General features: G+C 65.2%; 16 protein-coding genes. 7 read left to right on the top strand and 9 right to left on the bottom strand.

Annotated elements, in window-relative coordinates; all coding sequences use genetic code 11:
- Positions 1 to 98: 98 nt before the first annotated feature.
- The 4 genes from EDF50_RS04835 to EDF50_RS04820 all read right to left on the bottom strand — a co-directional run bounded on the left by EDF50_RS04835 (position 99) and on the right by EDF50_RS04820 (position 2,384).
- On the bottom strand, positions 99 to 524 hold the full coding sequence (locus tag EDF50_RS04835) for an NUDIX domain-containing protein (RefSeq protein WP_123518479.1): 426 nt from the start codon (positions 522 to 524) through the stop codon (positions 99 to 101).
- 110 nt (positions 525 to 634) lie between these two features.
- Positions 635 to 907 carry a PLD nuclease N-terminal domain-containing protein gene (locus EDF50_RS04830; protein WP_123518478.1) on the bottom strand — a complete coding sequence of 91 codons (273 nt, stop codon included), beginning with the start codon at positions 905 to 907 and terminating at the stop codon, positions 635 to 637.
- Between the two features lie 107 nt (positions 908 to 1,014).
- Positions 1,015 to 1,809 (bottom strand): hypothetical protein, encoded by a 795-nt coding sequence (locus EDF50_RS04825; RefSeq protein ID WP_123518477.1) that lies wholly within the window; start codon positions 1,807 to 1,809, stop codon positions 1,015 to 1,017.
- Positions 1,806 to 2,384 (bottom strand): RNA polymerase sigma factor, encoded by a 579-nt coding sequence (locus tag EDF50_RS04820; RefSeq protein ID WP_199738632.1) that lies wholly within the window; start codon positions 2,382 to 2,384, stop codon positions 1,806 to 1,808. Before EDF50_RS04820 ends, EDF50_RS04825 begins: the two co-directional genes overlap by 4 nt.
- A gap of 619 nt (positions 2,385 to 3,003) precedes the next feature.
- Here EDF50_RS04820 and EDF50_RS04810 point away from each other — a divergent pair.
- Both EDF50_RS04810 and EDF50_RS04805 read left to right on the top strand, forming a co-directional pair.
- Positions 3,004 to 3,768 carry an RES domain-containing protein gene (locus EDF50_RS04810; protein ID WP_370453966.1) on the top strand — a complete coding sequence of 255 codons (765 nt, stop codon included), beginning with the start codon at positions 3,004 to 3,006 and terminating at the stop codon, positions 3,766 to 3,768.
- A 31-nt stretch (positions 3,769 to 3,799) separates the two neighbouring features.
- Positions 3,800 to 4,747 (top strand): arginase family protein, encoded by a 948-nt coding sequence (locus EDF50_RS04805; protein ID WP_233570346.1) that lies wholly within the window; start codon positions 3,800 to 3,802, stop codon positions 4,745 to 4,747.
- Between the two features lie 30 nt (positions 4,748 to 4,777).
- Here EDF50_RS04805 and EDF50_RS04800 read toward each other — a convergent pair whose 3' ends face one another.
- A complete protein-coding gene (locus EDF50_RS04800) occupies positions 4,778 to 5,500 on the bottom strand; it encodes a hypothetical protein (RefSeq protein WP_123518472.1) in 723 nt (240 codons plus the stop codon).
- A gap of 130 nt (positions 5,501 to 5,630) precedes the next feature.
- Between EDF50_RS04800 and EDF50_RS04795 the strand changes: the two genes are divergently transcribed.
- Together EDF50_RS04795 and EDF50_RS04790 are read left to right on the top strand one after the other, a co-directional pair.
- Positions 5,631 to 5,831 (top strand): hypothetical protein, encoded by a 201-nt coding sequence (locus EDF50_RS04795; protein WP_123518471.1) that lies wholly within the window; start codon positions 5,631 to 5,633, stop codon positions 5,829 to 5,831.
- A gap of 279 nt (positions 5,832 to 6,110) precedes the next feature.
- On the top strand, positions 6,111 to 6,611 hold the full coding sequence (locus EDF50_RS04790; protein ID WP_148076757.1) for a hypothetical protein: 501 nt from the start codon (positions 6,111 to 6,113) through the stop codon (positions 6,609 to 6,611).
- A 122-nt stretch (positions 6,612 to 6,733) separates the two neighbouring features.
- Here the strand turns inward: EDF50_RS04790 and EDF50_RS04785 are convergent, their stop codons facing one another.
- The 4 genes from EDF50_RS04785 to EDF50_RS04770 form a co-directional block, all read right to left on the bottom strand.
- Positions 6,734 to 7,663, bottom strand: a complete 930-nt coding sequence (locus tag EDF50_RS04785; RefSeq protein WP_123518469.1) for a haloacid dehalogenase-like hydrolase — start codon at positions 7,661 to 7,663, stop codon at positions 6,734 to 6,736.
- A gap of 22 nt (positions 7,664 to 7,685) precedes the next feature.
- Positions 7,686 to 8,474: a GntR family transcriptional regulator gene (locus EDF50_RS04780; RefSeq protein ID WP_158612629.1), complete on the bottom strand. Its 789-nt coding sequence runs from the start codon at positions 8,472 to 8,474 to the stop codon at positions 7,686 to 7,688.
- Positions 8,475 to 8,623: 149 nt separating this feature from the next.
- A complete protein-coding gene (nagB, locus tag EDF50_RS04775) occupies positions 8,624 to 9,406 on the bottom strand; it encodes a glucosamine-6-phosphate deaminase (RefSeq protein ID WP_123518467.1) in 783 nt (260 codons plus the stop codon).
- A 10-nt stretch (positions 9,407 to 9,416) separates the two neighbouring features.
- Positions 9,417 to 10,163, bottom strand: coding sequence for a sugar isomerase domain-containing protein (locus EDF50_RS04770; protein ID WP_123518466.1), 747 nt, complete (start codon positions 10,161 to 10,163; stop codon positions 9,417 to 9,419).
- Between the two features lie 297 nt (positions 10,164 to 10,460).
- On the opposite strand from EDF50_RS04770, the gene EDF50_RS04765 reads away from it, so the two are divergent.
- The 3 genes from EDF50_RS04765 (at position 10,461) to EDF50_RS04755 (ending at position 13,704) form a co-directional block, all read left to right on the top strand.
- Entirely contained in the window at positions 10,461 to 11,927 is a 1,467-nt protein-coding gene (locus EDF50_RS04765) for an APC family permease (RefSeq protein ID WP_158612628.1), read from the top strand.
- A gap of 116 nt (positions 11,928 to 12,043) precedes the next feature.
- Positions 12,044 to 12,781 carry an N-acetylmannosamine-6-phosphate 2-epimerase gene (locus EDF50_RS04760; RefSeq protein WP_123518464.1) on the top strand — a complete coding sequence of 246 codons (738 nt, stop codon included), beginning with the start codon at positions 12,044 to 12,046 and terminating at the stop codon, positions 12,779 to 12,781.
- A complete protein-coding gene (locus EDF50_RS04755) occupies positions 12,778 to 13,704 on the top strand; it encodes a BadF/BadG/BcrA/BcrD ATPase family protein (RefSeq protein ID WP_123518463.1) in 927 nt (308 codons plus the stop codon). The genes EDF50_RS04760 and EDF50_RS04755 overlap by 4 nt, the downstream gene beginning before the upstream one ends.
- The last annotated feature ends 315 nt before the right edge of the window (positions 13,705 to 14,019 follow it).

Genomic DNA, 14,019 nt, shown 5'->3' with positions numbered 1-14,019 from the left:
CCCCAGCTCGCCAGAAGAGAGGAGCCCCGAGCCAAGAGGGCCCGATGCGTCTTCTCCGAGAAGCGGCAGGGTTCGGAGCGCAGCCCGTACCGATCGGCTCATGTGCTGCACCTGCCAGTGGACCTCGCGCGCGCCTCGAGGACGAGCTGCACCGCCTGTCTTGCCGCTCGCGGCACCAACGGGATCTGAGCGAGCGAAGCCACTTCCACCCACCTCGGCTCGTACTGGTTCAGTTCTGATGCTCGGCGGATCTCTGGGCCACCGAGCACCAGCGGCCCAGGACGCACATGGGCGGCGAAGTAGGCCGCGGGAGCGGCGCTGTCCACCGGCACGTCGAGCAGATCGCCGATGTTCGCCTCAAGGCCGGTCTCCTCACGCAGCTCCCGGCGACAAGCCTCGCGGAGGCTTTCACCTTCCTCGACCCCACCACCAGGAAGCACACAGTAGGTCCGACCGTCTTTCAGTCGGTCGATGACGAGCAGGCTCGCGCCTCGAATGACGACGGCCGCTGATCTGACGCGCATCCGGCTAGCACACCATGAAACACCTGGCCGTGTCCGACAGCTCGGCGTCAAGGTGTCCCGATCGACGTTCGGCTATCGGGACAGCCAACGGTCGAGCGTGACTGACTTGGTCAGGTCGCGGAGCCGGCACTCGACCGTCTGGCATCTCGTCCGAGAATGAACCAGGCGACCACTCCGACGAGGGGCAAGGCGATCGCCACTACGATCCACAAAGCCTTCGCGAGGCTCGTCAAAGGCGAGCGAATGACCGTCACGATCATCCAGATCACACCTGCAACAACGGCGGCGACGGCTGCGGCCCATGCGAAGTTGTAGGAAGCGGGGAAGAACACAGCCTGACCCTCCGGCGCGGCAACGAACAGACGAGTCAGAAGAAAGCTCATATCAACCACGGTAGGCAGCCGAGGAACACCTCACAACTACGCGCGGCACACCAGGTGCCCAGTGAGCGATCGTCCATCGGGACACCATGTTTGTTGCAGTCGCACGCTTATCTAGCGGGCGGCACCGGCGGTGCGGTTTCCACCGAGTCGAGATCATCGATGAGGCCTTGATGCAGAGGCACTTCAGGCAGCGTCTCCGCTGGGGGTGTCGCGACGCCGATGACCGTGACGCCGTCAGTTCGGTAGATGTTGATCGGTCCAGTCATTTCCTGGCCGTGAGCGTCATCCCAGAGCGCCCAACCGTGCTCGCCACTGTCCGTGGCATATGGGACGAGGTCCGGGTGGCCGTTCCGGTTCTCGATGCCGTAGGTCTGACCTCGTGCGTTGACCTCCCACTTGGACGTGGCCGTGGAGGCGTATTGAAGCACAATTCGCCACTTCGTCTCCGGAGACGCATCGACTCTGAAGCTGGAGGAACCGCTGGCTGGTAGCTGGCCGTCGATGACGTGCATCGTGCCGGTCGGGCTTTGAGAGCAGTGAATGGCGCTGGCTGTGCTCCCGTCTCCGGTGGGAACCTGCACTACGCCGCTGTCGGAGAGGCATGTGATGTCGGCGATGACTGCGCCGGCGGCCGAAGGTGCTTGGCCGATATCGACCACAGCAGGGCCGGTGTGCGTGGCGGTCGTCGTGTCGCCAAGGGCGGCGGTCACGGTCGATCCAGGCGCACCCGCGACGAAGAGCGCTGCCGCGGTGGTCGCAACGGCGATCGTGCCCGCCCCGAGTGCGGCCCGGGCCAGGCGCGTCCGCCGCTGCCGGCGCTGCAAGACGCTGTGCTTGGTTCCGATGGCGGCGAGCTCGGCCCGGATTGCGGCGGAGGTGTCGGGTTGCATGTCGATGTTCACGAGAGAACGCCTTCCTGTGCCGGGCTTGTCGAGGGGTTGAGGTCATGCAGGTCGACGCGAAGGCGTTGCCGAATCCGGTGAAGCCGCACTCGAGCCGTTGACGGCTTGAGACCCAGGGACTGTGCGGCCTGCCAGACGGGCACGTCCTCGAGACTCGTCAACACGAGCAGTGCGGCATCTCCCGAGGACAGGCCTCGCAGTGAGGCGCGGAGCCTGTCCGTCAACTCGATGTCCTCGAGATCCTTCTGAGGTACCTGCTCGTCGTTTCGCGGTAAGCGGGCCAGCAAGGCGCGGTATCTCGCGGCTGCACGGCGGTTGTTCCGCCCGAGGTTCACGGTCGTGACAAGTAGCCAGGGCAGGAGAGAGTCCGCGACAAGAGTGACACTGCGGCGCTTTCGCCAGAGCTCGTAGAACACCGCTGCAGTGACGTCGTCGGCGTCGTGATGCTCATCCACCAGGGTTAGTGCCCGCCGGTAGACACGAGCCCTGTGTCGATCGAAGAGTTCAGCAAAAGCCGCCCCCTCGTCGCGTTGAGCCCGAGCCCAGAGGGGGCCGTCGTCCTGATCGTTGTTCACACTCAAGAGTGTCCGGCCAGGGCCACCGTGTTTCAAAGCACCCTGAACCGACCCGCAGCCGTCCCGGAGCGGGATCTGTTGCCGGGCACCGGGCCGTGGGTCTACTTGCGGCGGCGAGGCGCACTGCCCGGACGGTCCGGCCAGACTGGGCGGCAAGCCCATCCCTTCTGAGCCGGCGGGGTAATCCGGGGGTAATCCGGGGGCAATCTCGGAGGTGATGTGTCTATGATCGGGCCATGCCTACAAGCACAGTCACTGGTCAGCACACGAAAACCGCTCGAATGGATATCCATCAAGTGGCCGATGAACTCGTCCGCGGGCTGGGTCCCACTCTCGTTGCCGCACTGACAGGCTCCAGAGATCGCAAACTGCCAGCGAAGTGGGCAAAGCCCGATGGCCCCACCCCGACGGTGGCATTCACTCAGCGCCTGCAGCTAGGGCATCGAGCTTGGGCGACCCTTGTCACTGATGAAAGCGCGCATATCGCTCGCCAATGGTTCATTGGCGGCAACCCTCTTCTTGGCGAGGACACCCCCCTCACTGCGATCCGAGAGGACAGAGGAAGAGAAGTCATCGAGGCTGTCGCGGCGTTCTTGAGTGATCAGCCGGACGCTTGAGCGTGGGCGGGGGAACGACATGTTCGGTAACTGGATTGCACTTGGTGCCCGAGCTGGGGGAAACAACCTTCCGCATCGCCAAACCTAAGTTCGGGCCCCTGTCCGCGCCAGAACGGACAATCCGAACAGCGCGAAAGCGCTGGGGGCGATACGACTCTGGAGGACGCACTCTGTACTTGGCTCGGGAAGCAGAGACGGCCTTTGCCGAGGTCCTGTCGCCATTCAAGCGCCAGCTTGCATCAACAGATCCACTGGAAAAGGATGCTGCCGAGCTCGGTCTCACTCGGAGCGATTTCCTCGAGATCGTGTCCGCGGAATGGGACGAAGAACAGTTCATGGGCATGGGCGCCGTCCCCCAGCAGTGGCGCGTCGATCGGTGCATCTACCAGGTCAACGGCGAGGGAGACGGCTGGTGGATCGACGTAGAGCACCCCGACTCGCTCGCAGTTCTCGAGGAGCAACTCGAACCCGTCCTCATTCGGCAAGGCGTTAAGAGCCTGACTACCGCTGTCCTGCGAGGTGAGAACCGAATTGTGACCACAGCCATCGGTGCGCACCTTCGACACCTTCCGGTCCTCGGCGGATCACCGGCGCGCGGTGTGCAGTTCGGAAGCAAACACGGTGGCGGGTGGTGCCGCGCGGCGTGGCTGCCGAGCCCATACGACTCTTGGACAGCGGATTTCATCGCCACGAGCGGGGAACCAATCCTTGTCACCAACGAACATCTCGCCCGGGCAAGCGAACGGTTCCGCATCAAAGTCTTCTGACGCTCTGACCGGCCCAGCGCCGGTGTGTTCGATGCCCGATTCCCTATCGGGACGGAAACTGTGCCGACGCGGGCTCTGCCACGCTGAGCATGTGATCGCGATCCTCTCCGCCCCCAGCAACCTCGGGCTCCGCCCGCCCGGGCCAGGCAGCACACCAGGCACATCCAAGGCACCCGAGGCATTTCGTCAGGCCGGGCTGATGGCCGAGCTAACGGAGGCAGGCGCGCGAGACGCTGGGGTCGTGATCGCCGGCCGCTACGTCGACGACGACCTGACCCGACCCTCCGGCGTCGTCCGCAACCAGGAGTCGATGATCGAGCACTCTCGTCGCCTCGCAAGACGGATCACCGCCCTGCTCGACGCAGGCGACACCCCTCTCGTCCTCGGCGGCGACTGCAGCATCCTCCTCGGCATCGGACTGGCGACGTCCGCACGCGACGGCATCGGTCTCGTCCACCTGGACGGCCACACCGACTTCCGTCACCCCGGCAACAGCGACGAGTGCGCCAGCGTCGCCGGCGAGGACCTCGCGGCCGCGGTCGGACTGCACTGGCCCACGATCGCCGACATCGACGACGCCGGCCCGTACTTCGACCCCCAGCACACCGTTCACATCGGCCACCGCCAAGACGACGAAGAAGCAGCGGAGGCCACCCGCGTCCTCGGCCTCGTCGTCGCGGCCGAGGAGGCGCAGGCCACGACACCAGGACAGCTCGCCTCAGACGTCCGCGCAATAGCTGACACCGGCTACTGGCTGCAGGTCGACGTCGACATCCTCGACCCGAGCGTCATGCCGGCAGTCGACAGCCCCGACCCCGGCGGCCTCACCGCAACAGAGCTGACGGCCCTCCTGCAGCACCTCGCGCCCCACGCGATAGGGATCTCGATCACCGTCTTCGACCCTGATCTCGACCCGTCAGGCGACCACGCCAGGACCCTGACAGACATCTTCACCACCGGTCTCGACCAACTGACCTGAAACACTTGATCGAGCCCGCTGGACGATCCCCTAGTGAGACGGGTGCACGGTCTCAGTAGCGCGGCCACGCATGTAAGGGAGAAAGTGCAGCTGACGAGGACGCAGCCGATGCGCCCCGTCCCGATACGAGCCGCCTACGACAGCGCCATCGACGTCCAGCAGGTCACACGTACGCCACGTACTCCGAATGGCGCCTCCCCTGACCACGAACTGCGTCACGACGCGGAGGGCCTCGACCAGGCCATCATCACCGTCGCCGTCTAGATCCCACCAGCCGAAGTCGTCACCCCTGACGACGACCGAGTCGTCCTTGATCACCAGGACCTCGAAAGGCACGGCTCCGTGTCGGTGTGGGGTCACGGTCACTACACGGTCGAACTCGGCCTGAACGGTGGAGACCTTGACGTCGCCAGCCTGCCCGACCATGGCGATGACCCGGGCGACGAATGCGTCGAGACGGCCAGGCTCGAGGCGCCCGGTCAGGAGATGGTCCGTAAGCAGGAACCACGCCTCGGCGAAGTCGGACTCATCCCAGCCCAGCTCCCACCGCCGGGCGGGCATGCCTGAGGTCGGGGCGATGTCGATCACCAGCCCATCAGCCGCGACGACCGAGAACGGGCCTACCTGAAGCAGCGGCAGCCTCGAGCTGCCGGAACCGAGGGATCTTGACCGGACGGCGCTACCGAACTCGTCGCCGGCGCGAGTGGCGAACAACGTGAACCGCTCGATGACGTCGTCGGGGACCGGTGCCATGACTTCATCCTGCGGTATCGAGACCCAGCCCGGCCAGCACAAGTCAGGCTGAGGCCTGATCGGTAAGCGATCCCCATCTGGGACGGCCTCTGAAGCGATCGACGAGCCATCTCATGACAGGATCTGCAACGTGATCCTCGCGCTCGTGTGCCTCACCGCAGGCCTCATCGGTCTTTGTGCCGGTGTGTTCCTCATTCGGAACCGAGAGGTCGTCAGTCCGAAGTTCAGCGTGGCTGCGGGCGTAGTGGTCATCGTCGGATCGCTGGTGCCGCTTCTGCTCGGTGCCGTGGTGCTGCTGGTGACGGTGGCGCCGGGCATCTCCATCTCGTAGCCGGCCATCGACGCTCTCGAAAGGACCCCTGTGGCGTTCTCCCTGACCTTGATCATCGTCTGCGCTCTCGGCGTGGTCGGGGGCATCTGGCTGGCGATGGACAAGCGGCAGCGAGCGTCGTCGGTGGCGTGATCATCGCCCTGCTCTCCCTGGTGCCGGTCCTCGTCGGGGTGGTCTTCCTCACCTGGGACACCACTGGCTGACGACTCATCCGCAGGGTGCACCCCTTTCGGGCGCCAGGCGGACGCGTCCGTGGGCGCCGTCGCCGAGGATGAGCAGATGGACGAGTACGCCCCGCCCCGCCTCGGCCGGCAGTTGCTTCTGCTCGTCGGCCTGTTCTTGGTCATCGGGCTCATCGTCGCGGGTGTCGTGGCGGCGGCGATCATCGCGGTGAACACGAAGCTGAACGAGCCGGGCGAGTACGGCGTCTGCAACCCCTTCTCCACGCGCTGCCACGACGTACCGCTTGAGACCATCAGCGCCGTGACACGGGTGGACTTCCCTGAGGGGGCCAAGGTCATCACCTCGGAGGCCGTGGAGCATTCGATGCTGGGCATGGGAATCGAGTACGTCGAGGGCGCCGTCGAGGTGCCCGACGGCTGGGTCATCGAGCAACTACCGGACAGCCCCGGGAACTCCACGATGGTCGAGCAAAAGCTCCTGGACCTCGGGGCCGAGTCGGTCGTCGTCTCCTCGGAGAGGCGGGGCTACCTCCAGTACGGCCAGGGACAGGTCGACGGCCGGAACGTCGTTGCGGTCTGGACGCGCACCAACCGCTGAAAGAAACCGACTCGCCCGACGCCCCGCACTACCCCAAACACCCCGCGACCTGCGGCCCGCAATGGGATCCCCTATCGGGCAGTCAGAAGAGCCTGTTTCTACGTGCTGTACGAGCAAGCGCTTTATCGATGGAGTGACATTGCCATTCGTCGATACGTGTGACGGCGACCCCGGATCGCGATGCTGTAAGCCATCAGATTCTCGGGGAGAGCGATGCCGAAGAATCCGCAGTCGCCGAGGTGATGGATGTCGGTGCCCGTCATCTTGGCCATGAGGGCGATGCGGCGGATGGTGTCTTCATCTGAGCCTTCTTGGGAAGTGCCCATCGCTGTCATGGTCAGTGCCCCTGCCGCGTGGACGGTGTCGACCCAGCTGCGAACGAGTGCTTCGTGGCATCCGGGGACGGTTCCAGGTGCAGGCAACATCACGACGTCCGCGCCGGCGGTGACGAACGCCTCGAGTGCAGCGGTGTCGACGATTTGACCACCGGATTGCGAGACGCTGCCCGCGGCATGCATACGGCCGGCGATGATCACGATCTCAGTCCCGGCAGCTTCGCGAGTCGTGACGACCGCACGAGCAAGGGACTCGTTGGTGACACCCATCCCCGGGTTGCCGGTGAGGACGATCGCGTCGACGCCGAGCGCGACGGCCGCGGCGACGTTCTCCGGGGTCGCGAGTCGACCAGATGTGCCGCCTGAGCCGAAGTGGTCCTGTGTTGCCAGGTCGGCGTTCGGGTCGACTGGTTCGAGGTTGACGGCGATGAGGCGTCCGGTCAGGGTCTTGACCCGTCGGATGACCTCCGCGGGGCTTGTCGCCTCGACGGCGTCGACCGATGGCTGGGTGACGTCGAGCATGTTGAGCACGATGAGGTCGGCCCCCATTGCGGCTGCGACTTCAGGGTTGCTGACGTCTTGGACTGCAGCCATCGCGGTCGCGATGACTTCCGCGGCGAGAACTCGGCCTTCGCTCGCTCCGATCGAAGCGATGATCTGTTCACGGCTGTAGGTGGCTACTTCGCGAGCCGTGGTGTCGAGGAGGCGCTTGACCATCGTGTCCCTTTCTGGGGAAATGTCAGGACGTGGAATAACCGGCGGCGCGGGTTGCAGCGGAGCCGACCCAGAGGTGCTGGGCTTCCGTCCGATCTGCGGGTGACCGCTTGCCGTCGTCTTTTGTGACGGCGAGCCGGAAGCTGTACCGGTCGGCTCGGTAGATGTCCCGCGCGAATTCGATGAGCCGTCCCTGTCGTGAAGAGCTGACGCGCAGCACGCACAGAGCCGCCGACCCCGGCCGCACTTCGAGGAGGCTGCATTGGTCTTCGTCGAGCTCTGTTGCAGTGATCTCCTGTTCGGACCGGATCACTTCATGTCCGAGCTCGGCGAGCTGTGCGTAGAGGGACTCGCCGAGGCGCAGTCGGTCAAGGTCAAGGACAGCGGTGGGCAGGTAGGCCTCTTCGATGGCGATCGGTTTGTCGTCCGCGAGGCGGAGCCGGCGAAGCACTGTGCAGGGAGAGCCGAGCGGGATCGTCAGCCGCCGGGCCACTTCCTCGTCCGCGTCGAGGACGGCAGCCGAGAGAACCCGGGAGGAGGCTGTAAAGCCGCGGCTGGCCATGTCCTCAGTGAACGAGGTGAGCTTCGGTGCTTTGGAGAAGATCTCGCGGGAACCGACGTACGTGCCGGACCCGTGGATGTTGTAGACCAATCCCTCATCGATTAGACGTGCGATCGCCGCTCGGACTGTTTGCCGGCTGACGTTGTGGACCTCCATGAGGTCACGCTCCGACGGGAGGGCGTCGTGGGGGCGCAAGGACGAGGCGATGGTGGAGCGGATCGACTGAGCGACCGCCTCGTACTTGTGCGCCATCCTGCCGCTCCTTCTCGTTCGTGCGTGTTCATCGTGACTCTTCACAATGGACTGCCCGGCGTGGGTTCGAAGGATGGCCACACCGCCAGGCATCGGAACGATGCTCGTTCTACGCCTGGGCGCGGTCGTGTTCGACCCGAGATGGTTCATCAGAAGCGCTGCCACTCCGGCTTGTGGTCGTAGGTGTGCCGGTAGTAGTTGGCGAGCTGCAGCCCGGCTGCTGCTTCTTCGTCCAGCACCACGGTGGCGCTTTCGTGCAGCTGAAGCGCGCTGCCCGGCACGAAGGAAGACAGGGGCCCTTCGATCGCGGCGGCGACAGCCGCAGCCTTCGCCGCCCCGTGGGCCACCAGGACCAACTCATGGGCGTCGAGGATGGTGCCGAGACCTTGTGTCATGCAGTGCGCGGGGACCTGGTCCAGCGATTCGAAGAACCGCGCGTTGGCCTCCCGGGTGGACGGCGCAAGGGTCTTGACCCGAGTGCGGGATGCAAACGACGAGGTGGGTTCGTTGAAGCCGATGTGCCCGTTCGCCCCGATGCCGAGGATCTGCACGTCCACGCCGCCGGCATCCCGGATGGCCGCGTCGTACTCTCTCGCCGCGGCCTCAAGGTCGCCGGCGCGACCGTCCGGCACTCGCACCCGAGACGGGTCAAAGCCGAGCGGGCCGATTACGTCACGGGCGATCACGGACGCGTAGGACTCCGGATGTTCCAACGGGATTCCGACGTACTCATCGAGCGCAAAACCACGGGCTTCGGCGAACGAGATCTCGCCCGCCTCGACACGCCGCTGCAGGTCCGCGTAGACGACCTGCGGACTGGAACCGGTCGCGAGTCCGATGACGGCGGCCGGCTTCTTCTGCACCACTGACGCGATTTTCGCTGCAGCGACCCGACCGACCTCCGCGGGCGTGGGCAGGATGATGATCTCCACCGGTGCGCCTCTACGGTTCGATCGGTCGGATACGGCCGGCGTACTGGGCCTCGAAAGCCTGGTTGACGGTGTCACCGTCGGGGAGGTTCATCGAACGGTAGACGGGAGGGCGCTCTCCGGCGTCGATGTACTTGCGGCAGATGCCCTCGGTGAGCAGCTGCACGATGAAGACGCCGGCGAGGTTGGAGATCGCCCCGGTGCGCGTTCCGTCCTCGAGCTCAAGGGCGGCATCACCGGCCGGTGCACCCGAGTCGATGACGACGTCGCCGTATTCGTAGAGCTTCTGGCCGGACGCTGCTCGGGTGTCCACCTGGGAGCTGTGCTGCAGCGAGGTGATGACGACCAGCTTGTGGCCGTTCTCCTTCACGATCCGGGCCATCTCGACGACAGAGCCGTTGATGCCCGAGTTCGACACGATCAGGAATGGATCGGCCCGCTGCGCACCGATGAGGTCGTACACCGACTGTGCGAACGCTGGGTTCCGTTCCAACGTCGGGTCCAGGAGGTCCTTCGGGTCGAGGTCGCCGTACACGGAGAGGTCGCTGATCCGGACCAAGTTGACCGGGAGGAGCCCACCAGCTCGACCACTCATCTCGTGGACGACAATGCGCGAATGTCCGGTCCCAAAAGCCTGCAAGACACCACCGGCCAGCATCGACTCGGCGATGACGTCCACGGCTGCATCCACATTGGCCAACTGCTCGGTGGTGATCCTGTCGAGGGTGTCTCGCGCCAATGCGAGGTAGTCGTAGTGCATCTTGCTCCTCCAGCTGTTCGACGTTGGCCGCCACTTGTTGGCGGCATTTTCATACGATTGGACCGTACCACTTTTCGATCATGTAAACAGTTTGGTCCTGGATTGACAGCGCTGTCACCTCGTGGCATGGTGAGGCCACTCAACTGGTACCGACCACTTAGGAGATGTCGTGCGCAGGAAGATCAATGGAGCTCTCGCCGTGTCGACCGGGCGAAGCGCGCTCAGGGCGAAGGACCACCGCAGACTCACCGAGGCCGGCCCACCGACGCTCGCCCCGCTTGTTCGGGAGGTGCGCTCGTGAGCGCCCGGTCCACCGAGCAGCACACGCTCGAGGCGGGCGCCATCACGCTCCCGGGCGTCCTGATGCAGGCCCTGACCCACATCGGGCCGGCCGTGGGACTCCTGTTCACCTTCCAGGCCATCGCCGCGGTGACGGGCACCTCGGTGTCGCTGGCGATCGGCATCGGCGGGCTCGCGATGAGCTTGGTCGCCGTCTCTGTCATTCAGCTCTCGAAGAAGCGCTCCTCGGCCGGCGGCTACTTCAGCTGGGTGAGCGAAATCATCGGCCCCCGCACCGGGTTCATGGTCGCCTGGGCGTTCTTGCTGTTCGAACCCATCGGCGCCGGCATCAACCTCGCCTTCATGGGCGGCATCATCGAGTCGATCCTGCAGAGCACGACGGGCTTCTACCTCCCGTGGTGGCTCATCGCCCTCGCCGGCAGTGCCCTGCTGACCGTCATCTCGCTGTTCGGACTGAAACTCTCCATCGCCGTGGTCGTCGCGATGGGCTCCTTCGAAGTCCTCGTCGGACTCGCCCTGGCTCTCACCGGGCTCCTGAACCCGGGAGACGGCGGCTTCAACTTCGCCCCCTTCCTGCCGACAGAAGCCGTCAGCTTTAACGGGCTCTTCCTCGGGGTGGTGTTCTCGATCTTCACCTTCGCCGGATTCGAATCCGTCGCACCCCTCGCCGAGGAAAGCGCCAACCCAGCCAAGACGCTTCCTCGCGCAGTCATCCTCTCGCTTGTGATCGCGATCGCGTTCTTCCTCTTCGTCGGCTGGGGAGTCCTCGTCGGCTGGGGAACGAACGACATCGCCTCCTTCATCTCCAACGGAGCACCCGTCCTCGAACTCGCGCAGAACCTCTGGGGACCCTGGTGGGTCTTGGTGTTGATCGCGTTCATCAACTCGGTCATCGGAATCGGTATCGCCGTGCAGAGCGCCTCCAGCCGGGTGCTGTTCGGGATGGCCCGCTCCGGTGTGCTGCCGAAGGCTCTGGCCGTAGTGCACCCCAAGCGCCGCACCCCAACCAACGCTGTCCTGCTCCAGTCGTTCATCACGCTGATCGTCTCGATCGGCGGCGGATTCCTCCTGGGCACGCAAGGTGTCTTCGCTTTCGCCGGGATCGTCACCGTGATGCTCATTATCGTCGTGTACATCAGCGGCAACGTCTCGGTGTGGAAGCTCTACCGCAAGACCTACCCCAGCGAATACAGCCCCCTGAAGCACCTGATCATCCCGATCGCCTCGAGCCTGCTGCTGCTCTACGTCGGGTACAAGACGCTCTTCCCGCTCCCCACCGGCACCAATGCGTGGGCACCGATTGTGGCTCTCTCGTGGCTCGTGATCGGAGCGATCATCGTCACGGTGCTGTCGGCCCGGGGGCACCTCGGCACCCTGGAACGTGCCGGGGACGCCATGACGGGAGCAACGGCGACGCTGGACGACCCCATCAGTGACGAAGGCAAGCCCATCACGCGACACTGATGTGTCTTCGGGTCGCCGCCAAGCACAAAGCCGGGCGGCGACCCGGCCCACCACCTTCGAGAACCTGCCATCCGCCGATCCAGTTGTGACCGGCGGCACAAGGAACAGATCGAACCATGAACTCGACTCAGCAAACCCTGCTCGATTCTCTGCGTGGGGGCCTCATCGTGTCCTGCCAAGCGAATCCGGGCGAGGCGTTTTTCGATTCCGCCTCGATGGCGAAGTTCGCCAGCACGGCCCACGCCGGCGGCGCCGTTGGCGTCCGGGTGCAAGGCCTCGACGACATCGCGCTCATCCACGAACAGGTACCCCTTCCGCAGATCGGGCTGTGGAAGACCGAAGACATCAACAACGTGTTCATCACGCCGACACTCGATCATGCGATCGCCGTGGCAGCTGCAGGGGCGGAGATCATCGCCCTCGACGGCACCCGCCGCCCTCGACCTGACGGCAGAACGCTGCGTGAGACCATCACGGCCATCCACGAGCGCACTGATGCCCTCGTCATGGCTGACGTCGCCACAGCCGCTGATGGACTCGCAGCCACTGACGCGGGCACCGACATGATCAGCACGGCACTCTCGGGCTACACCGCAGACACGCAAGAAGAGCACGACGGCCCGGACTTTGAACTCGTCCGCACTTTGACCACGACCCTCGACCTGCCGATCTTCGCCGAAGGCCGCTTCCGCACCCCGGAGCACGCCGCCGGCGCGATCAAGCTCGGCGCGCACGGTGTCGTCGTCGGCGCCGCCATCACCGACCCGACGGCCATCAGCACCTGGTTTGTCGACGCGATCAGCACCGCATCGACGCGCGGAGCAGCTGCACCAGATCGGACGCTGGGACGATGACGCGCATCCTCGCCGTCGACGGCGGCCAGTCAACGACCCGTCTGCAGCATTCCGAGCTCGAGCAGCAAATCGAGGTCGAGGGTGTCGGCCGGCTCGAGGGCGACCTCGTCACGATCACCGCAAACGCGATCATCGACGGGTGGCGTCTCGCAGGCCACCCCGAGACCGACCGGGTGATGCTCGGCCTCACCACCGCGCCCCCGGACACCGAGCGGGCAGAAGCGATCTGCCGACTCGTCGGCGAGGCGACTGGCGCGCAGGACGTCTGGCTCGCAGACGACTCCGTGACCGCCCACTACGGCGCGTTGTCCGGAGCAGCCGGCGTCGCCCTCGTGCCCGGCACCGGCGTTGCCTGCCTCGCCCTGCCACCCTCCGGTGAGCCTCGCCTGTTCGATGGGAATGGCTACCTCCTCGGCTGCCGGGGCTCGGCATTCTGGATCGGCCAGACCGCAGTCGCCACGGTGCTCCGCAGAAAAGACGGAATTGGGCCGGCCACGGACCTCGAACTCGCCGCCGAACGACGCTACGGCCCGATCAGCGAACTGCGGGAGAACATCCTCGCCGAGGCTCGCCCCGTGAACGCCATCGCCCAATTCACGCGAGAGGTCCTCGCCGTAGCCGCCGACGGAGACCGCGTCGCCGAGAGCATTCTGCGGACAGCTGCTGTCGAGCTCGCCGCCACAGCCGAAGCAGCCGCCACCTGGATCGGGGACGACATCGTTCACGTCGCCGTTGGCGGACATCTGCTCGCCCCCGGCACAGTTCTCCGAGGTTTCTTCGACGAATTTTTTCAGCAAGCCGCCCCAAGAGCGGTTCTGCGGACCGCAGACGCAGCCGGCCTCGCTGGCGCCCTTGCACTCGGGCACGATGACGTCGCCGACCGTTACGGTTCGCTCGTCCATCACTGGCGGACTCCACGATGAGCAAGACCCGACGGATCAAAGAGTCTGGACAAGTGGCCTTTATGCCTTCGCTGGGCGCTGCTCTGACCGATCGTCCATCAGGCAGTCGCTATCGCAACTGCAGCGACCGCCCGTGTGACGATCCCCTATCGGGCGCTCCAAGCACGCGCTTCTACAGGGCTGAACGTCGGCGCATGCTCGTGGTTGCATCAGGTTCGCGACCGCTTCGTGCAGCCGCATCTGGCTATGTCAACTTAGGCCGGACCCACCAGGGCAATCTAAGCGGGACCCAGGGCGCTGTGTAGCGAGGGATACTGGGGTATGCGCGTGGAGATC

The sequence above is a fragment of the Frigoribacterium sp. PhB24 genome (genome assembly GCF_003755185.1).
Classification (GTDB): Bacteria; Actinomycetota; Actinomycetes; order Actinomycetales; family Microbacteriaceae; genus Frigoribacterium.
Note: the sequence above shows the minus strand (reverse complement) of the source record. Positions and strands in the feature narration are given on the sequence as shown.

What these genes read in the sequence shown, in the direction of transcription:
- EDF50_RS04835 (WP_123518479.1), bottom strand. Translation starts at nt 524, where the DNA reads ATGCGCGTCAGATCAGCGGCCGTCGTCATTCGAGGCGCGAGCCTGCTC.
- EDF50_RS04830 (WP_123518478.1), bottom strand. Translation starts at nt 907, where the DNA reads ATGAGCTTTCTTCTGACTCGTCTGTTCGTTGCCGCGCCGGAGGGTCAG.
- EDF50_RS04805 (WP_233570346.1), top strand. Translation starts at nt 3,800, where the DNA reads ATGCCCGATTCCCTATCGGGACGGAAACTGTGCCGACGCGGGCTCTGC.
- EDF50_RS04800 (WP_123518472.1), bottom strand. Translation starts at nt 5,500, where the DNA reads ATGGCACCGGTCCCCGACGACGTCATCGAGCGGTTCACGTTGTTCGCC.
- EDF50_RS04790 (WP_148076757.1), top strand. Translation starts at nt 6,111, where the DNA reads ATGGACGAGTACGCCCCGCCCCGCCTCGGCCGGCAGTTGCTTCTGCTC.
- EDF50_RS04785 (WP_123518469.1), bottom strand. Translation starts at nt 7,663, where the DNA reads ATGGTCAAGCGCCTCCTCGACACCACGGCTCGCGAAGTAGCCACCTAC.
- EDF50_RS04780 (WP_158612629.1), bottom strand. Translation starts at nt 8,474, where the DNA reads ATGGCGCACAAGTACGAGGCGGTCGCTCAGTCGATCCGCTCCACCATC.
- EDF50_RS04770 (WP_123518466.1), bottom strand. Translation starts at nt 10,163, where the DNA reads ATGCACTACGACTACCTCGCATTGGCGCGAGACACCCTCGACAGGATC.
- EDF50_RS04760 (WP_123518464.1), top strand. Translation starts at nt 12,044, where the DNA reads ATGAACTCGACTCAGCAAACCCTGCTCGATTCTCTGCGTGGGGGCCTC.
- EDF50_RS04755 (WP_123518463.1), top strand. Translation starts at nt 12,778, where the DNA reads ATGACGCGCATCCTCGCCGTCGACGGCGGCCAGTCAACGACCCGTCTG.